Below are 20,476 nucleotides of genomic sequence, written 5' to 3'. Positions count from 1 at the left end.
CGGAGAGACACTGCCGTGAACAGTTTCAACGCCAAAACTACCTTGACCGTTGCCGACAAAACTTACACCGTCTATAGTCTGCCAGAGGCGGCTAAGACCCTGGGGGATGTCAGTCGCCTGCCCTATAGTCTTAAGGTGCTGCTAGAAAACCTGCTGCGCTACGAGGACGGGCGGACTGTCAGTGCTGATGATGTGCGTGCGATCGCAACCTGGCTCCAGACCCGCACCTCCGATCGCGAGATCGCCTACCGTCCAGCCCGCGTGCTGATGCAGGACTTTACCGGGGTGCCAGCGGTGGTCGATTTGGCGGCTATGCGAGATGCGATCGTCAACCTAGGCGGCGACCCCAACAAGATTAACCCCCTGTCTCCTGTGGATCTGGTGATCGACCACTCGGTGATGGTAGACAGCTTCGGCAGTGCCAACGCCTTTCAATCCAACGTTCAGATGGAGTTTCAGCGCAACCACGAGCGCTATGCCTTCCTGCGCTGGGGCCAAAGAGCGTTCGACAACTTCCGGGTAGTGCCCCCTGGCACCGGCATTTGCCACCAAGTCAACCTGGAATATTTGGCTCAGGTCGTTTGGACTAAAGAGGAAAACGGTGAGACCGTTGCCTACCCCGATACGCTAGTCGGCACCGATAGCCACACCACCATGGTCAATGGTCTCTCCGTGCTGGGTTGGGGTGTGGGCGGCATCGAAGCCGAAGCGGCTATGCTAGGCCAGCCCATCTCCATGCTAATCCCTGAAGTGGTGGGCTTTAAGCTGACCGGCCAGCTCCCAGAAGGGGCGACGGCCACCGATCTAGTGCTGACCGTAGTGCAGATGCTGCGGCGGAAAGGAGTAGTAGGCAAATTCGTTGAGTTCTATGGCGAGGGGCTAGCCCACCTGACCTTGGCCGATCGGGCGACGATCAGCAACATGGCTCCTGAGTATGGCGCTACCTGCGGCTTCTTTCCCGTGGATGAAGAAACCATCCGCTATCTGGAGTTCTCTGGGCGTGAGCCAGAGCGAGTGGCCCTGGTAGAAGCCTATGCCAAGGCTCAAGGGCTGTGGCGCTACTCTAATATGCCTGACCCTGTCTTTACCGACTCGCTGGAACTGGATCTGGGTACGGTTGAGCCATCTCTAGCCGGGCCAAAGCGGCCCCAGGACCGGGTGCTGCTGTCTGACTTAGCGGTCCAGTTTAAAGAAAAAGACTTCACGAGCTTCAGTAGTTTGCCCTACAGCGAAAAGCGCTCCGCTCCTGTTCCCGATGCTTCCTATGACTTAACCGATGGAGCGGTTGTAATTGCTGCCATTACTAGCTGCACCAATACCTCCAACCCCTCAGTCATGATTGGAGCTGGTCTGGTCGCCCGCAAGGCCCGAGAAAAAGGGCTAACGGTTAAGCCTTGGGTAAAAACGTCTCTAGCCCCTGGCAGCCAGGTTGTGTCTGACTATCTGCAAAAAGCTGGCTTGCAGGAAGACCTAGATGCTCTGGGTTTTAACCTGGTGGGCTACGGCTGCACCACGTGTATCGGTAACTCTGGGCCGCTGCCCGATCCCATCGTCAGCGCCATCAATGAGAAGGATCTGGTTGTGGGAGCGGTGCTCTCTGGCAACCGCAACTTTGAGGGACGGGTCAGCCCTCATACAAAGGCTAACTACCTGGCATCGCCTCCGTTAGTGGTGGCCTATGCGATCGCAGGCAACCTAGCCATCGACCTCAAAAATGATCCCATTGGTCAAGACTCCAGCGGCAGTCCGGTTTACCTGAAAGACATCTGGCCTTCTACCGAAGAAATTAAGTCCGTAATGGCCGAAGCGCTAACGCCTGAGATGTTCCGCAGCCGCTACGGCAATGTCTTTGACGGCACCCCAGCCTGGCAGCAGATCGGCACCGCCGACAGCCAGACCTACACCTGGGAAGGCTCCAGCACCTATGTCCAAAACCCGCCTTACTTCGAGGGCATGAGCTCCGAGGTCAACGGTCACAGTTTTGCCGATATTGAGGGGGCTCGTCCCCTGGCGATCTTGGGCGATAGCATCACTACCGATCACATCTCGCCTGCCGGATCGATTAAAACCGACAGCCCGGCTGGCAGCTATCTGGTTGGCAACCAGGTCACGCCTGCTGACTTCAACTCCTACGGATCTCGACGTGGCAACCATGAAGTGATGATGCGTGGCACCTTTGCCAACATCCGGCTAACCAATGAAATGGTGCCAGGATCTTCAGGTGGCGTCACCAAGCACATGCCCGATGGCACCGAAATGTCCATCTACGATGCAGCAATGCAGTACCAGGCTGAAGGGACACCGCTGATTGTCTTTGCTGGCAAGGAGTACGGTACTGGGTCTTCCCGCGATTGGGCTGCCAAGGGAACCCGCTTGCTGGGCGTCAAAGCGGTAGTTGCCGAGAGTTTTGAGCGTATTCACCGCTCTAACTTGGTCGGTATGGGGCTGTTGCCCTTGCAGTTTGTGGAGGGGTGCGATCGCAACACCCTCAATCTCGATGGCAGTGAAACCTTTGATCTTACCGGCCTCAGCCAAGGCATCCAGCCAGGTATGATCGTCACGCTGGTAATCCACCGGGCTGATGGCAGCCATGAAGAAGTTCCTCTAGTGTGCCGCATAGACACCCTGGATGAAGTCGAGTACTACCGTAATGGCGGCATTCTCCATTACGTGCTGCGACAGCTTCTAGCCGCCTAATTTTCACCAGATTATCTGTCTAGAGCAAAAAAGATGGCAGGGTTTGAACAACCCTGCCATCTTTTTGATTTCACTGATTTGATCCGCTGTAGCGGCTAGGCTTGTTCGAGCATAGAAGCAATAGCCTGAGCACTTCTGCGATAGCTAAAAGACTGAACCACCTTTTCTCGGGCGGCCTGGCCTAGCTCAATCGCCAGTCTTTGATTCTTCGAGATTCGGAGGAGGGCTTGTGCGATCGCATCTGAATTTTCAGGAGGCACTAAAATGCCATTCTGCCCATCGTCTACCAACTCTGATACACCGCCACCATTGGTAACTACGACAGGCACATTCATGGCCATGGCTTCCATAGTGGCAACGCCAAGGGGCTCTTCCAAACTAGCCAAGACAAAAACATGAGCTTTCTTGAGACCCTGTTTAACAGCCTCTTCAGAAACAGCGCCTAGTAAGGTGACGCTGTCCTGCAAATCCAGATCACCAATCAGCCTTTCCAGTTCCTGTCGATAGCCAGCTCCTCCTTGCTCATCTTCTCCTGCAATCTCCAACCTGACATTCAGTCCTTGGCTGCGGAGAAGACTAATTGAACGAATGAGGTACTCATATCCCTTGCAGGGATTCAATCGGCCACAGCTAAACACACGAAATGCATCGGAGCCATCGTAGGGAGCATACGTTAAGTCCCTTCTAAAACTAGCCAGATCTACTCCCATAGGACAGACCTCAATCTTTTGAGGTAAACAGTTCCTAAGGCTACTGACCACTTCCTGATAAATTTTCTGGGTAATCACAACCGCAAACTTTGAAAAGCCCCACTTCTGGGCTTGATTTGGGCCATACACACAAAGCGGGTTGTGAAGCGTCAAGCTATAGGTCAGCCTTGACTTCGATAGAGAGGTTGCGAGCATCGCGATATTGGCAGCATCCGCGCAGGAGTGAACGTGAATGTGCGACCAATCCTGCTCTTGGCTAAGCCACACCAGCTTAGCAGCGAAGGGAATGAGCAAAATTAACCGCAGCTTCTGCCGAGAAGTCATATCAGACGCATCAAGCACCATCTTGGTGCACATCAACCATGCCCTTGGGCCAGCAGACAAGACAACGGTCAACACCTGAATAATTTCTGACCAGGAGAGAGGAAGTAAATAAGTTGTCCTTTTCTGAGCCTGTTCAGCCCAGCTAGCCGACATGATTTCCTTAGGAGGCTTACGGGTTGAAATTAAAACAGTTTCTAGGCCAATTTCCTTGAGCGCCTGGGATTCCCGCCAGAAGAAGTTATGTGTCTGACCCGGAAACTCAGGGATTAAATAGCCTATTCTTTTATCAGCAGACCTACTAGGTGAACGAAGACGAGCGGCACCTTCTAGGGAATCTTCAGCTCGAACTACTTTCTCTTGAGTTTTCATATCTAAACTAAGCCGAAACGTCTTAAATCTTGAAGTGCTCAACGCAAAACAAGGCCAAAACCCGTATCTGCTTCAAGAACTAGCCATCCTAAAAGACGGCTCTAAAGGTTCCCTGAAGGAATAGAGATTTCTTGGCTGCCTCAGAACAAATCAAAGAGCACAACAAAGAAAGATGGCCGGAAAGAGTCAAGTTCGGTAATTCACCCTACGGAACCGACGGGGAAAAGTACCCGTAAAGTTTACTCAACATCTTCAGTATTAAAATCTGTCAGAGGAAAGGTTTAAGCAGCGCTTAACGCTTACTGAAGAGGTTGCTTGGTAAGAAAAAGCAGATCGTGATGTAGTCTGCTTCTGTATTCACTTCGCGCTTTAGAACCCTTCATGAATCAGGGCTTTGTGTCCCTAGCAGCCGAACTGAGGAATACTTGAAATGATTAAAAGCATGATTAATAAGGGGAGTACAAGTGAATCTACGAGCCTCTAAAATATGCCAGCCCAGATATGCTTGACCTCGCCCGTAAGCACTAGCATATAAGAAATTCTGCCTGCTACAATCTCTGAAATGACTACAAAAGGCAGAAAATAAGTAAAAAGTAGTTTTAAGCCCCCATCTTAAGCCCAAAGCTCTAGTAGAGCTGGGGCAAGATAGAGGCTTAAACAATGCAGGGATAGTTAGGTTAGTAACTCATCATTGCTACTGGTCGACGACGTATCCCTACTGCTGTTATCAATTCATTCAGAATCCAGAAGCGCTAAAACTCCGTCAGCTTAGGCGCTCAATTTGCTAGGCTCAGGAATCTTCATCATGCTTTCAGCTGTGGAGTAGAGCTTGACCCGATACTTTTCAGAAGACCCTTCCAATAGTCTCCTGACGCTCCACTCTAGGAGAATGCCCACACAGGAAATACGCTCCGACCAGGGCATGGGGAATCTAAAGATTGATTCAAAATACTCGTTGAGCTTAAGAACAGCTACTTGGATACTAGACATTTTTGCCTTTGGAGCATGAGCTTCCTGCATAGCAGTGAAGTTGTCATTCTCCTTAGAATCAAGGTGTAGAGCAGTTAAAGAGCTCTCATGATCACGCCGGGAAAACAGAGCTTCTTTCAAGTAACCAATATCGCCCTGTAGGAGAACTTCGGCTAGGCGATTTCTCTCAGAACCAAAGAACGTGCCAACAGGTCTGGTCTTTTCAATCGCCTCAGACCGAATGACACCGTAAATCTCATAGATATTAACTGTCCATAAAACCCGCCAGAAGCGTTCGCTAACGCGAGAACTACTCAGGCCTAAATCCTTATAGATTTCTAGCCAAGTACTGTCATCGCTGATTCTGTTAGTAAGACAGTGAGCCATCGCTAAGGATGGATTGCTGTCAAGCAGTTCAACACATTTAAGTAGATAATCTGGTTCTAGAGTATCGTCGTGTGCTGCCCACTTGAAGTAATCAGCGCCATTTGGCTGTACAACATAATTGAAATTGCCTGCCATTCCCAGATTCTCCTTCTGGCGGCAATAAACCACACGCTCATCGCGTTCCGCATACTCGCGGCAAATTTCACCCGTCTGATCAGTCGATCCGTTGTCACTAATTAGCAGCTGGAAATCTGTAAAAGTTTGACTAAGGATCGAATCAATGGTTTCACGAATATGCTTCTCGCCATTGTAAACTGGCATCCCGATGAAAACGCGTGGCTGACAATTGTTTGCCATTTGATTAGTTCTTATTTTGGGACTAGGGGTTTTGGAACTAGGAAGGCTTATAAATTATGCTATCTATGGCGATTCAGGAATTGAAGCTGCCTGTAGCCTTCTTCTTACCTTCTTCATCTTTATAGGTGATTCTGTAAAATTCACTCTCAGTGAAATCTTCAGCCTGGCTCCTCGTGAAAACGATTAGCGCACACCCTAGCTTTACAGAGCTACTAGCTGTTTGTCCAGTCTACTGGCTGTTAAGGAACTGGTGTGGGTGTAGGTGCGATCGCATCTATACCCACACCAGTAAAGTTTGAGCTTAGCAAGACACTCAGATTTTCAGCAGTTCATAAGGTAACGCCGTCATGGCTAGAGCCATTAGCCCAACGCTTGACAAAATAGAAGTTTCTTGCAGCTCACAGCTACATCAAAGATCAACAGTCAACCTCTGTCTGCGCCCTAAAGAGACGCTTCTTGGCTAGCTTCACTCACAAGACCATCCCTGACAGCCTGCTCCACAACCATCCTCAGTTGCGATGTATCTACAGAGAATCCAAGACCATCCTTCTTGCCTACTAAAAATCCATATTTTAGGTTCTTTAGGTTGGCCATATTGTAAAAACAGTCAGCATAGTGCCCTTCTGAAAAGAACTCTAGGAACAGTGATCCTGGTTCCATAAAGGCAATTCCCGAAAAACCTGCTCCTGAACTGCCTAGCACCATCTCGGATTCCCGGAAAATTTGGATTTTTTCTTCAAGCGTATATTCGCTCAATACAACGGTCTCAAACCCAAATTCAGATAACAGTTCCTGAACTTCTAATTCATTGGTAACAAAGCGATATTTTGCATCTGCGCGTGAAACATAAGTTCGTCTCTTCCGAGAACTTTTTGGTTCAGCTAGATTTTCATTAAGCCATTTAATTGCAATGGGCGAAGGCATACTAGATGGAGAGAGTCTACTTAAAAGATGCAGTTCCTCAAATTGATAAACTCCGTCATCTAAAAACAGAATCTTGTCGAGATATCCTGCTAATGCAAGGCTATCTCTGATAAATCCTGGAACCGAGCTGGGCATGACAATCCGCAAATGGTTAATGTCTGTGGATTGGTCATATAAGAACAGCCTAGGAAGGATCTCGATGAGCCAGTGATAAAGATTGTGGTGCCAGGGCATAGATAGAAAGACGACTGGCTCAGTAATCCTTATCTTCTTTTTGAAGGATATTTTTTCCAGATCAAGAACATACTTCGGGTTAGTCAGCAATACTGGATCGAGAAGAGCTTCATCAAACACCCTGCCGTTGCACAGATGCATTCCTACTGGCAGAGATACATTTACATCCCTAGCAGATATAACTCCTGCCGGGCAAGTAACTCTCTCTCCACCCCGTCTAGGAACCCTAAACTTCTTTAAATACTCTTTTTCTATCGGGCCAGGTGCAAAGTATTCCGGCTCGCGAATTGACAGAGGAGTTGGATAAAGCAAGAGTGAGCTTTTGCAGTCAGGTGATGCCTGTGGACTTAAGAGAACTTGACGCAGCCTTGAAGCAGAGCCCATTCGAAATCTATACAGGGCATCAAAAAAAGGATAAGAAAGCTGTCCAGAAGTAATTTTTATCCGGTGAAACAAGCGCGATAACTGTTTTCTTTTCATGAACAATGATCCTTTGGGTTATAACCCTTTTAAGAAGGCTTAAAGGAACCACTAAGCTATGCAAAACTACTCACGGCAGGTCTTTCAGGAAATGGCATCTGAAAGACCTGCCCCACTATAAGTTGTAGATTAATGCTTGAATTTTTCCTGACACATTACAGCGCTTCCTAGCCTCTTGAAGTACAAGTCACCCTGTACTTTAGGAAATTAAGAATTGCTATAGGAGCATAAGCAACAGCATGCCTTGCTATTGCTTACCCAAACTCCATCAGGAGTAACACCATTATTGCCTAAAGGCTCTAAAAGTAATCCTTTAGGTCGATTTCATTATTGTATTTTTAAATTCTTTTCTATAAAACCTCGTTAGAGCCATAATTTCTTCATAGGTTTTCTCTATGGATATTCCACGGATTGACAATTCTTTTTTTATATGAGTTGTTTGGACTAATTCCCAAAGGCCTCGTATCAAGGGAGCTTTAGCACGAGTCAATTTTCTAGTAAAGGTAGCAATCTTAACAAGCCGAAACATATCAAGCCAACGATCACACGGCTCGATCCTCTTTTTTCAAGGCTTTCAGACAATGCAAACCTTGGAGATTTTTAGTTGTTTCGCTAACTTGGGGAACGTTGGTTAGAATCTTAATTTCTTCACAAAATCTTTTTATAGCAACTTGAGCAACACCAGAGATTATGTGCGTAGCCTGGAGAGTAACGTCACCGATCGTTGTTGAATTGCAGCTATTCTCGAGGCGTATAAGCCTGCTTGAGTTGCTTCAGTTTGCGCTCAGGAATCTAGACTAAGGGAAAACTGTGGGAATAGAAGGCATCCGGATAAAACCACATATTTCTGTGGTCACAGCTCCAGTGATTCTTGAGGGAAGCTGCTTTGCCTTTACCCTATAAGCAAAACTCTCTCAGACTACAGCTTACTTTTCCAGAAACTTGGACAACAGTTTAATATAAGCGCTTTGATATCCAATACTAGGCTCTGTGATTTCCCACATACTGAATTCGTATTCATTACTATCTAAGTAAACCTTCATAGGAGGTTTGTCTTTGATAGGGGCTGAGCCCGTGTAGTGCTTGTTGGGGCCGCCTGTTAAATAGGCAGGTGCAGGACCTACAGAAGAACTCAAAGCATTTTTATAGATGCCCTGCCCAAACCATTCATGCCACATCTCGTTTGCAGAATACTCGGCTCCGTACTCATACATGTTTGTCAAATACACCAGTCCAAGAGGGTTGACTCCGTGGAAATAGTGCAGTGTATCAAGAGCCCGAGCCTCATAAGCTCTCAAATCATTATCAGTAAGCCGATAAAGAGTGACATCGTAGTTTGTGTTCCCATAGTTTGCTTTTACAGCATTGCTACCCCAGTGGTACTGGTCATCAGGCATGTACGCCCGATAGGGATCTAATTGACCCGAATCTCCATAAGCCCCAGCATTTGTTCGAACAAGCGATCTGGCCCGCTCAAGAATACGGTCTCGCAAATCTGGTTGAGCGTTAGGCAATTGGGTGTAAAACAATAAAGCGTCTCCTTGGTGAGCCGCATACCGTGCCCAAACGTCTTCCGAAAAGGGGATTGTACTGTCGAGATTTTCCTGGATATAGCTTGTATACTGCTCTTCTCCCGTAAGGGCAAAGAGATAAACTGCTGCAACAACAGCGTTAGCGACCTGTTCGCCAGCAGGGGTATCCGCATCGCCAGACTTAATTTCCTGAGTGTCGCAATTGTCTTCGATAGGATGAGACTTAAACCAGTTCCAAGCTTTACCTGCCCGCAACTTTAAATCATCCGCATATTCTGCCAGTTCAGAAAAATCTTCAAGAACTAATGCCGCATGGCCATACATGCTTGCTGCAGCAATGGTAGAAGAAGAGCATTTAGACCCGTAAAACCTCGGTCGACGATCTAAGCTTGGTCTCTCATTGGAACTGTAATCTAATGTTCCTAGCTTAATAAATACGCCACCATCCTCATCCTGCATTCGTTTCAACCAATCCAACTCGACCAGAATCTCGTCTAGAAGATCTGGAATCTTGTTACCGGATTCCGGAATGTTAAAGTCATCCGTCCAAACGGCAGGATTTTGAGAATAAGCAAGGAGTAACTGATGAACAGGAGAGGTTGCAAAAGTTACATATTTATTCGTGTCGCCAGCATCGAACCATCCTCCCTGCATGTCACGTGCTGAAGCAGCATTCTCCCTATCATTGACATATCTAGCCTCAGTGTCCTGCCGAGGTCCCAAAAATGCTGCTTCATCCTGCCATCTTGAATCTGCATAGGGAGGTTTTTTAGCATAGCCGCTCCGCTGATAAAAGTACATGCGCGTCGCAGCAACAAGTACTTTACGGTAAACGTCCTCCGATATTTCAAATGGGAAGGACCTTTTACCTTGTGGAGAGACAATGATATACTCGCCTGGTTCAGTCACTGCCGAAAAATCAAACCACTCAGTAATATCCCCTGATTGAGAATGGACTTTGCCTTGATTCCACAAAGTCGCATTTCCCGAATAAACTATTTTTCTCGTTTTTACATCTTGAACGTTAAAACTTTGGCTAGCCTCTGGAGTCTGAGAAGCATCCTCTACCTCCAGCTTAATGACAGCAACTTTATGATCCTGGGGCCGATAGCCAAACTGATCTACAAAGATATCAGGTTCGACCGCAGCTATGTTTGATGACTGGAAAGAGCTTAAACAAGAAACTAACAGCGTTATTAAAAATACGCTGCAATATAGAAGAAACCTTCTATGAATTTTGGGTATGCGAAGCATATTTATAGGTAGCATTAATTTGGCTGGGCAACCGCCTACAGTTACGAATACAAGCAGTGTGGCCACAACTTAAAGCAAACAGCTTATGCCAATGTTTGCCCATACAAAACTAAAGACTACGTGCCAAAATTAGTTTGCCAAGAATAACTTGGCTTATTGCCACATCAGAAGAATTTTCAGAGCTGAAGATGTTAAGAGTTTTTGGCTCCATTAACTACCTCTTTTTTCAAGCCGAGAGTTTCTTCATAAAGAGTAACAACTTGCCTAGCTTTATTTTCCCAAGTGTATTCTTGAGCACGCTGAATAGCTTGCTGTGAGATTTGATCACGCAGCTTTTCATCTTCAGCCAAACATTCGATGTGATGTTTGAGCTGTTCGACTACATACTCTTTAGAAACTGGAGGAATTTTGAAGCCAGTTCCTTCTGTGACATACTCTCCAATACCGCCATAATCTATGACAATACAGGGCAAGCCATTAGCCATAGCTTCTAAAACAACAGCGCCACCAAATTCTCTTATAGATGGAAAGCAAAATACGTCCGCCTTGCTGTAGTATTGCAAAGTCTCTTGCTTCGGAATCCACCCAGTTATAGAGACTTTGTCCTGTAGGTTGTAAGCGAGAATCTTTTGATCAAGGGAATCTCGCTCAATACCATCTCCTACAATAGTCAGCCGAACCCTTTCCCTCATACTAGGTTGTAAGTTGTTTATTGCCTCAATGAGCATGTCTGCTCCCTTATAAGGAACAAGGCGACCCACAAAAAGTAGTTCTAGGTGCTGTTTCCCTGGGTTCCTTTGTTCTTCTGCCTTTGCACGGCCCTTTAGAAATGAGGGGTCAATTCCATTCTCATGTATGAGCCCAATGCGCTCATCCTCAATAGAGAAATACTCCTTAATCCAGTTCAATGTATAAAGCGAACCGGACAGAATTTTGTCGGCTTTTTTGTAAGTTTTTCGATAACCTGGAATCGTTAAGCGACCAACAGTCCGTAAGAAGTTGAAGAAGGAAAACTCTTTCCTAGATATTTCCTGAAAGCCTGGTGGAAATGGCAGCCCTCCGTTTAAGGGACCAATGAAGAATGGCGTCTTTTGGCAAACGTCAACTATCTTAACTGGGTAGCGTGGTATTACCGGAGTAATAGCATGAACAATATCAAATTCCCCGTTTAGAACAGCATCACCAAACAAGTTGAAGGCTGTGTTATTAAATTCCTCATAAGCTGGATATATCAGGGCGTTATAAAGCGGCCAAATTGTTAATTCGCCAAACTTTGTAACGGCATCTACAAACTTGAGATAGCGCTTAGTTAAATTGCTGTCAGAAACATAGACAATGTTATTTTCATCAGGGAAAGCCTTTTGCAGCGCTTCTTTATTTCTTTCGTGAGTAATGAGTGTTACATCTACAAAGTTTTTGATTCCAGAATAGAATCCATATCCAACTGAATGGACTGCCGCCCAATCCGGGTTACAACTTTCAACAATTAGTAAAGCTTTTAACTTTTTCTCAGCCATATTTAGAGTCCTTCAAACTTACCCAAACGTTGGTTAAACTGCATTGTGTACTCTAAACTTTCTCAGATTATAGAATTTAAGAGAGACTTGTCTACCTGGCTTCACAAATTCGGCTATCTTAAAGACTACTGCTTTTTGCTATCTGTCGACGGTTTAGAATGAACACTGTCGTGTAAAGACCGACTAACTTAGCCAACTCAGTTGCCAACGTAGCCCATACTGCTCCATAAACCGAGTACCGAGGAATCAACCATAAATTCAGAAAAAAGTTGAGTAGAGCAGATGATACTTGGATGCTACTTCTTACCCCTTGGAAACCTGCACCAGTCAATGAATCCGATGCTAAATAGCTCAGCGCGATCATTAAGATAAGAGGTGCAAACCAGCGCAATATAGGAACTGCCTCTTCAAAACTTTCACCTAGCAAATAAGGAATAAATGGCGCGGCAAAGATGAACACAAAAAAGATAAGTATTCCATAGCCAAAGGCTAGCGGCAGTAATTTTCTGGCAAAACGCCAGCTTCCATTAATACCAGCTGCACCATGCTGAAAGAATTTGGAGTAAGAAGCTCCTGCAAAAGAAATCATGAAAACCATTGCCATACCAATAAATCGCGCCGCAGCATTGTAAATTCCTGCGGCCTTTAGTGTTGATATGCTGGCTAGCATTGTCTGATCTAAGCTGCCGTTAATACTGTCTGAAAAGCCACTAATTGAGAAGTAGAATCCTTCTAGCAACTCCGGCTTTAGGGTATTAACCCGAAACTTCGGAAAGCCCAATCTCTTAATAACTACTGAGATGGCTACTAGAGCGGCAAACAAAGAAGCTGAGCAATAAAGGAGCGCCCAGGTGGTGACGGTATGGTTCGAAAATAGAAAACTGAAAATTAGAGCCGCGCTGAATTTAGAACCGTGTAGTAGAATCCCTATTAGAGCAGCATACTTTGCTGAATCAGTAGACATCAATGATGCTGTAGATGCCTCAATCAGCTTTAATCCAATTAAGTCAGCTACAAAGGTGCAAAGTACGACAATTAAAGGTACTTTGCCTGAAAATATAATTGGAGAAAATAAGAGAGCTAAAATAGTCAGCAAAGGAGCCGAGGCGGCAATTAGGATAAGGGCATTTCCTAGGTAGACATTTAATAGATTTCTGTCTTTTGAGACATGCTTAAATATTATGTGCGGCCCACCCCATCCTGAAAATGGAGTAATAATGCTCGCGAGACTAAGAGCTCCAACAAAGGCTCCATATTCTTGAGCACCCAGGGTTCTTGCTAGTAAAACAAAATAGAATGTCTGAAAAACAATGCTAAAGCATTGCGACAGTAACATCCAAAAGCTATCTCTAACCAAAGATTTTTGGCGTAGCTCATGAAATATAGACTTGATCTTGTTCAAAGTTTCTACAACCTTCCATCTTGAAAAAGTATCCCTCGAAGCCGAGGTTAGGAAATGCTGAGATAAAGCGCTCTACTGGGAGGTGAGAGCAGGACCTTTGGGGAAGTAGAAAAACGAAAAGTATAAACTGATAAAGAGCAGAGGGTAAATACTATTACGCCCAAATAACCCGCTCTCAGTCAAATTGGTTAAAAGTGTGAACAGAAAAAATATGAACGGCCAGAAAGAAACGCTGTCAATATAGATCCTTCTAGACAGGAAGAAAGACTTAACCAGAATCCTTAAAGAAATTAGGCAGTAGAGTAGAAGCCCAGTAACACCTAGATCTAGGGCTAAATCTAGGAAGCCGTTATGGGCATTCGGAGGCATCCACCCAAAAGTTCTCAAAATGTTGCTCGGCGATTGAGCCCAGAATGAGCTAAATCCATAGCCCTGTAGGGGACGTTCTTGAATCTTTTCGATAACAGCTCCCCAAATCTCAGTTCTTCCAGTGAGCGTCAGGTCTTTGCCGAAGAAACCGGCAAACGTTTCAGCAATTCCCTGGGATATAAAAGAGAATGCCCAAATTGATAAAATAATTAAAATAACGGAAGGAATAAGAACCTTAACCTTGAAGTGTAAAATTCGATACAGAAGAAATGCGAGAACAGCCAAGAAGCAAGCGTTCAGAAGTGAACTAGATGATCGCGATAGTGGCAGAAAAATGAAGCTCATCAGTAGACCAAACCTAAAAACGGCTATGTTTTTAGGTTTTTCTACCAGCACAAGGGTTAGAAATAAGATGACGGTGAGAACTAGGAACTTTCCAAAAGTATTTTTGTGAGTGAATACCCCTCGGAAGGCACCTGCGTGCACTCCATGCTCAATCCCGTATTGGGGCATGAGAACGATAAATGAAAAGCTTAGAATAAGAATTAGAACGAAGGACCAACCAAGGAGGCGAAGCTGTTCCCTTACAGTGAACCGACTAGCAAAGTAGAAGCCGAGAACGGTTGTGCCTATGAGGGCAACTGCTGATGAAAAGGTTTCGCCGGGAGTAAGTGACCACAGGGTCGTCAGTGGCGCGAAAAGCACGAGAAGTGGCAACAGAAAGTCCCTTACTCGCATGGAAGAAAGAACTTTCTTCCACCGAAAAGTTAACAGTAGAAAAGCAATAATATAGGTTAACAGATATAAAGAAGAGCTGGGAGTCCAATTGAAACTGGTCATTGGGATATTGTCTCCCTCACTAGCTCCTCCTGTGATCAGTAGGGGAACTATAGCCGCTGAATAGTGCATAACACATATAAAAAAGAACACTTTCTCGAACAAAAGTATTCCTTTTTCAAGCGCGATCTTCTTCACTTAAAAACACCTCTTGCATGGTATCAATTAATACCTGACCGGACGAATTTACAACTTAGTGTTGAATTTGTTCGCAGGTAAAGATCTAGTTGCTTATTGATGGATCCTACACAGACGTGAACAGCCTCACTTATATAGAAATACCTGCTCAAGGTTTGGTGGCACCATGAACAATTATACAAAAGCCTCCTAGGCTCGATGATTGTAAATATGTTTTTCCTTTAAGGTGTTGACTTGCAAGTGTTAAGTCTAGATGAATTTTGCTGTGTCGCTGCCTGCCCTACTTGCATTGAATCTGTGCGTAACAATATACTCTGAGGAGGGTTTACCCTCATGCCTCCCTGATGAGTACGCTTTTTTGAAGGCATTTTTAAGAAAACAGCTTATTAAAAGCCCTATTAATGTAAAACTATCTGGTGTTGTCAAAGAATTGGTCTTGAGTGAGCCATGATAACTTCAGTAAACAGCAAAGCGTATAGACTTCAAGACTTTTTCGAAAGAACTTATATCATTAATCTTCCAGAACGGGCAGACCGCAGACTTGAGGTGGCTGACGAACTGGATTCTATTGATATGCCCTTAGAGAAGGGGAAGGTAGAAATTTTCTCTGCTATTCGTCCTGAAGACTCCCTTGCATTTCCAAGTATAGGGGTCTTAGGATGCTTTCTAAGCCATTTGGCAGTGCTCAAACAAGCTAATCAAGAAGGGCTATCAAATGTTCTAATAATTGAAGATGACATTGCCTTTTCAAAAAATCTTAAAAAATCAGAACCCTATTTAGTTAATTTGCTGTCTCAACAAGACTGGTCTATTGTTCATTTGGGATTCTTTCCCTATCAGGGATATAGCTACGATGACTATTATGGTGAAGATTTGGAGGGTCTCTCAGAGGATCAGCCTATTATTCTGAAGCAGTGTGCGCTACCTCCAGCAGGTTCTCACTTCTATGGCGTTAAAGGGGAAAGCCTTGCTCCACTGATTCAGTTTCTTGAAACTTTTCTTGAGAGACGCCAGAGAGAGCCGTTCACGACCACTGAAGGGCACCTAGTTCTCGATGGGGCTTACTACGATACGGTACTCCATTTGTTTAGGAATCAAACTCCAGGTGTGACCTCTTTAATTACCTGCCCAAATTTAGGAGGGCAACGCAGTTCCCGCAGTGATATTACGCCATCTAGACTTGACAAATTACCTATACCTGCAAGCTTAGTAAGTGCTTTTAGAAAGGTAAAACGTCGATTTTCTAACATTTAAGTAGTACCTAAAAATTAGATTGGTTGAGTTGACACCTCCTGTGCAGCTCAAGGCTCTAGACTGCCAGCTAGCAAATAGGCTCTAACGCAAACTTCAAAAATACAAGAAGTGCTAGGCTCATTCCAAAACACATGATTTTATGGGGAGGCCGGTTTTGTTTGTTTCTATATGTGTGTCAACCTATAAGCGGCCTGAGGGCTTGAAGAGCCTGCTCATAGGTCTTAATCAGCTAATTCTAGATAAAACTGAAGTTTCTAATATTGAAGTTGTTATTGTTGACAATGAGGCTCAGGGTAAAGCCAAAGCAATCTGTCAAGAGTTTGAATCTAGCTTCAAGTGGACTCTCAAGTGTTTTGAAGAACCTCGTCAGGGCGTAACTTACGCTCGTAATAAAGCTATTGAGAGTAGTCATCCATCTGCGGATTTTGTCGTTTTTATCGATGATGATGAAGTGCCTGCCTCAAACTGGCTTGAGGAACTCTTACTAGCTCAGAAAAGATATGGAGCTGATATTGTTACCGGCCCAGTGGAGCCTCGATTCGAAACCACGTCTGTTCCAAACTGGGTGTTGCGTGGGAAATATTTCCAGGCGAGAAAGTTTTCTGAAGGCCAAAGCTTGAAGGTTGCATTTACAAATAATACTTTGGTTAGCACCAAGTTGTTTAAGGAGATGGAACGAGCATTTGATCATAAGTTTGCTTTAACTGGGGGAGAGGACACTGATTTCTTTATGCGGGCTTATAAAGCTGGCTATAAGATAGTTTGGGCAGACTCTGCTGTTGTTTATGAGACAATCCCAGAGAGCCGAGCTACTGCCAATTGGATTTTGAAGAGAGGGTATCGCACCTGGGCTTCCCATAGCTTGTGCGAGAGCATTCTCTACCCTTCCATCAGTGTTCGGATTATGCGGATTGTAAAAGCAACAATTTTAATTGTTATGGGTTCTTTTTATATTCCATTTTCTGTGTTTTTGGGAAAACATAGGCTTGTGTCCTCCTTTTTATTGATTTGTCGCGGTCTAGGTAGTTTTTCAGGACTGCTAGGCAAAAACTATCAGGAGTATGCTCAGGACAATATGCAGAATAACTAGCGTGAACGAAGATAGAGCGAGGCTTATGGCCACGCCTTTACTCGTTCATGTTGCGATAAGTAGCGACTGCGGAAGGAGAGATACGGTTTAAATATCGGAAGATCCAGTATTTAAAGACCGTATCGAGAATGACGGGAAAAGTCGCAATAAATAGGAAGATGAATTCTCGATTGGCGGCAAACCCTAGATGGCGCGATAAACCCTCTAGCAGAACTTCCCATCCGTGGGGGGAGTGAAAGCCGACAAACATGTCGGTGAATAAGATGATAATGAAGGCTTTGGCGCTGTCACTAAGGCCATAGACAATCTCGTCCATAAAGCCTTTGAGGGTGCTGACTTCTTGCTTCCGGGAGATGAGCAGCAGAGCAAACGCACCGGCGGCTGCAATGTCGGCAAAGAGGTTTTTAACGGCATCGGCGCTGCGGTGACGGTAGTCTTCCTCGATTTCAGTCGCTTTTTCTCGAACGGTTGCTTCAATCTCTCGTTCGGGCATGGGAGCTGCTTTGCCAATTAGAACTTCGAAACGCAAGCGTTCCTCGAACTGCTGCAGCTCGTGTAGGGCTTCTTCCTCCATTTCGAGATTGAGAAAGACTTCGGCGTGGGTGCGATCGCGAACCGTATCCACAATCGGTCCAACCACGAAATTTTTAGTGAACTGCTGAGTGAGTAAAGGCACGATGATCAGCAGCAGGACAAATTTGACTGCAGTAGTGGTCTTAGCCTTGGAACTGCGAAAGTTTTTGACTACCTGCTGCTCCGCTTGCGGATCTAGGTCTTGGCGAATGCGGTCTACGGTGCGCAAGATAGAGCGAGGCAGGACATTAGCGCGATCGCTAAGGGCATCAGCCCGATTGGGTGTTTCTTCTAGACCTGCTGCTACCTCTGAGGGTGCCTTGGGCGGAGCCAGTTTACCGTTGCGCCCGTTGGCGGCCTGTAAGGCGCTCACGTTACTGACGGGCCGTAAAGGGGTTTGGCTCTCTGCTTCGGAAAGGGTAATGGTGCGCTCTACTGCAGGAGGTTCGAGCGTTTTGTAGCGGGCCAGCACATCGTCAATGAACCGCAGCTTACGAAAGAAGACAGCTGGTTTGTCAATGAGATCGATGGTGAGGTTGTCTTGATCGGGAGAGGGGATCTGAATTTCTGTGATCCTAGGGCCTGACACTCGCACTATTGAGCTGCTGGCTCTAAATTCCACCAATCGAAACCGAATCAGTTTCAGGTATTTCTTGAGCTCACCCTGAAAGTATGCTTGGGCACTCTCTCCATAGTTGCCGTATTGGGGGGCGATAGGATTACCGCTAAAGTACTCTTTCTCAAGAGCGTCAATCATCTGGGCAGCTTCGTAAGCCTGATCGAGTGCCCGCTCGGGAGTTTTGATGAGCCACTGCTGACCTTGTCGAAAAAAGCCTGGAATCTGCATCAGAAGACACTTGGGTGGGTGGCCTAGGACTAAAGTCGAAACGGGAAGCGCTGCTATAGCTTAATTTGAGCGATGTATCGCGATCGCATTGGCGTACCGGAATACATTCTGGCAGGACTTGAGAAAAGACAGGGCAGGTAGTGGGGGGATTTTACTCACCCTGCAGTAAAAATGGTGCAGCTTGACTGAGTAGTGCGACTGCTGCAATCAAAATTGTAGGGCAATTATTAGGACAGGCCAGGGTGGAACTTGGGATCGTCCTCCCACAACGCGAGGGTATTTGTTGGGCAGGAGCGTAGAACTGGGCCAGTAAAGAGGCTGTCGAGCTAGATACCATGGCTTTTGCCAATGACCCAATGGCGTTTGAAGAAGCGGGCCAAGCTAGTTTCTTCGAGTGCAAGGCAGATTGGACGTCCATGCGGGCAGGTGTAGGGATTGCGAGTGTTTTGCCAATTTTGCAGGAGAGTTTGCAGGGTCTCTAGGGAAAGTGGAGTGCCGTTGCGGATGGCGGTACGGCAGGCAACCGCGACTAATACCTGATCAAAGCTGTTGCTCAAACTCAGTTCTAGCAGGGCATTGGCTAAGTCTTGCCGCTGGGCTAAGGGGGCAGGAACAGTGCGAATAGCCCAGAGCTGAGGACCAAAGGGCGCAATCTCTAGCTGCAGCTGCTGCAGATTCTCGATCTGAGGCTGAGATAACTGCTCCAGAATGATTGGGGAGTTGAGAGGAACCAGGCTCCACTTTTGTTCGAGCTGCTCGTACAGCACGCGTTCATGGGCAATATGCTGCTCAATTAGGCAAATACCGCCAGGATGTTCAGCCAGGATGTAGCGATTTTGCACCTGGGCAACGGCTTTGAGCAAAGGCAATCGGTTGGCTTCAGGGGGCGCTGTTGCAGCCTCCTCAGATAAAGGGGCTGGGTACGGGCCTGCTGACTCGGCCGCCTTGAGAAACTGCTGCACCCGACGGTGCTGACCTGTTTGAGAGAGGCTTTCAGGATTGAGCTGCAGCAGGTCGGTAATGGCCTGAGCAACTGCTTGGTTCCAGGTATCAAGGGCGCGTAGGTAAATCGCTGATTTATCGGGATGCCGGTTCCAGTCAACTGCATTGGGGTGAGGATAGAGGTGAATGAAGCAGATGGGATAGCGATCTCGCGGCAGGGTGAACCGGAAGGCCCGAATGACGGCCTGCTCCACCTCAGGCAAATGCACCTGCCGCCCATTCACCGCAATTTTGATCCAGTCGGCCCGCTGCCTGTGACAGCGATCGGGCAGTCCTGCTAGAAGGTATAGCGATCCGAGATGAGATGGAGCAGCATCGAGAACCTCCGGCGTAGGGCTTTCGGCAACAGGTAAAGCGTCAACCGAGCGATCCAAGTCCCGTAGGTCAGCCAGAACCAAAGTTTTGAGGATCTGCGGCAAACGTTCGCGGGCAGTTGCTGCAGGCGCGATCGCAAACCAAGCGTTGCCCCTCAGCTCAGCTTGAAAGGTTACCTGGGGGTGACACAGCGCCATTTGCTGCAGGCAGAGCTGTACCGCCCTGAGCTGCTGGGAAATAGAGGGCAAGGCCTGTTGCCGGGCAGGCCAAGCGGCAAATAAATCAGAGACGGTGACAATGGTGCCAGGTGCGATCGCAACCGTCTTTACCTGCAGCGGTTCGCCCTGGCTGGAATAGCTCACGCGCCAGCCCGAGGCCTGAGAATCGAGTTGGGGGCGACTGCAGATTTCTAGAACTCCCACCTGGCAGAGGCTATGGAGTGCCTGCCCTCGAAATCCCAGGCTTTTGATCTGCCAGAGGTCGGCCTGGGAGCGAATTTTGCTGGTGCTATGCGGCGTGGCGGCCCGCTGCAGATCTGCTAGCGCCATGCCCAGGCCGTCATCGGCTACCCTCACCTGTCCTTGGTCTGGCCAGAGGGCCAGGGTGATTCGAGTAGCCTGAGCATCTAGCGCATTCTCCACCAGTTCTCGTACCACCGCCGCCAAAGAATCGATCACTTCTCCAGCCGCAATCTGGTAAATGACCTCCATGGGTAAGGACTGAATTTGGGATGTCATGCCAGACATGGAAGTTGATCAGAATCTTGGGCCAGTGAACAAAAATCAGTACACCAGCAAGCCAAAGGAAGAATTGTTGATTTGCCTACCAGGCTAACATTCAGCTCAATACTTCTGTACTGACTGGTTGAGGAAGGCTGATTTGAGGGCTCCTCTTT

Annotated in this window: 12 protein-coding genes; 3 read left to right on the top strand and 9 right to left on the bottom strand. The window is 46.7% G+C overall.

The features are described from left to right. The first annotated feature begins 15 nt into the window (after positions 1-15). On the top strand, positions 16-2,697 hold the full coding sequence (gene acnA, locus H6G13_RS08460; protein ID WP_190482684.1) for an aconitate hydratase AcnA: 2,682 nt from the start codon (positions 16-18) through the stop codon (positions 2,695-2,697). 95 nt (positions 2,698-2,792) lie between these two features. Here the strand turns inward: acnA and epsE are convergent, their stop codons facing one another. The 7 genes from epsE to H6G13_RS29380 all read right to left on the bottom strand — a co-directional run bounded on the left by epsE (position 2,793) and on the right by H6G13_RS29380 (position 14,500). Then, positions 2,793-4,100 (bottom strand): exopolysaccharide biosynthesis GT4 family glycosyltransferase EpsE, encoded by a 1,308-nt coding sequence (gene epsE / locus H6G13_RS08455; protein ID WP_190482683.1) that lies wholly within the window; start codon positions 4,098-4,100, stop codon positions 2,793-2,795. Between the two features lie 768 nt (positions 4,101-4,868). Beyond that, the gene (locus tag H6G13_RS08450) at positions 4,869-5,813 is read right to left on the bottom strand and encodes a glycosyltransferase family A protein (RefSeq protein ID WP_190482682.1); all 945 of its coding nucleotides are present in this window, start codon (positions 5,811-5,813) and stop codon (positions 4,869-4,871) included. Between the two features lie 441 nt (positions 5,814-6,254). Continuing rightward, positions 6,255-7,451 carry a glycosyltransferase family 61 protein gene (locus H6G13_RS08445; protein WP_190482681.1) on the bottom strand — a complete coding sequence of 399 codons (1,197 nt, stop codon included), beginning with the start codon at positions 7,449-7,451 and terminating at the stop codon, positions 6,255-6,257. A gap of 926 nt (positions 7,452-8,377) precedes the next feature. After that, complete coding sequence (locus H6G13_RS08440; protein WP_199305768.1) at positions 8,378-10,303, bottom strand: glycoside hydrolase family 9 protein; 1,926 nt, start codon at positions 10,301-10,303, stop codon at positions 8,378-8,380. Positions 10,304-10,428: 125 nt separating this feature from the next. Further along, entirely contained in the window at positions 10,429-11,754 is a 1,326-nt protein-coding gene (locus tag H6G13_RS08435) for a glycosyltransferase family 4 protein (RefSeq protein WP_190482680.1), read from the bottom strand. Positions 11,755-11,872: 118 nt separating this feature from the next. Continuing rightward, positions 11,873-13,156 carry an oligosaccharide flippase family protein gene (locus tag H6G13_RS08430; RefSeq protein WP_190482679.1) on the bottom strand — a complete coding sequence of 428 codons (1,284 nt, stop codon included), beginning with the start codon at positions 13,154-13,156 and terminating at the stop codon, positions 11,873-11,875. Between the two features lie 72 nt (positions 13,157-13,228). Then, positions 13,229-14,500, bottom strand: coding sequence for an O-antigen ligase family protein (locus H6G13_RS29380; protein ID WP_190482678.1), 1,272 nt, complete (start codon positions 14,498-14,500; stop codon positions 13,229-13,231). Positions 14,501-14,947: 447 nt separating this feature from the next. Between H6G13_RS29380 and H6G13_RS08420 the strand changes: the two genes are divergently transcribed. Continuing rightward, positions 14,948-15,754, top strand: coding sequence for a glycosyltransferase family 25 protein (locus H6G13_RS08420; RefSeq protein ID WP_190482677.1), 807 nt, complete (start codon positions 14,948-14,950; stop codon positions 15,752-15,754). Positions 15,755-15,908: 154 nt separating this feature from the next. Further along, positions 15,909-16,844 (top strand): glycosyltransferase family 2 protein, encoded by a 936-nt coding sequence (locus H6G13_RS08415; RefSeq protein WP_190482676.1) that lies wholly within the window; start codon positions 15,909-15,911, stop codon positions 16,842-16,844. Positions 16,845-16,881: 37 nt separating this feature from the next. Here the strand turns inward: H6G13_RS08415 and H6G13_RS08410 are convergent, their stop codons facing one another. Continuing rightward, positions 16,882-18,264, bottom strand: coding sequence for a proton extrusion protein PcxA (locus H6G13_RS08410; protein WP_190482675.1), 1,383 nt, complete (start codon positions 18,262-18,264; stop codon positions 16,882-16,884). Between the two features lie 326 nt (positions 18,265-18,590). Continuing rightward, positions 18,591-20,318: a DNA mismatch repair endonuclease MutL gene (gene mutL / locus H6G13_RS08405; protein ID WP_190482949.1), complete on the bottom strand. Its 1,728-nt coding sequence runs from the start codon at positions 20,316-20,318 to the stop codon at positions 18,591-18,593. Positions 20,319-20,476 lie beyond the last annotated feature (158 nt).

It is taken from the genome of Pseudanabaena sp. FACHB-2040, assembly GCF_014696715.1.
In the GTDB taxonomy this organism is placed as follows: Bacteria; Cyanobacteriota; Cyanobacteriia; order Phormidesmidales; family Phormidesmidaceae; genus JACVSF01.
Note: the sequence above shows the minus strand (reverse complement) of the source record. Positions and strands in the feature narration are given on the sequence as shown.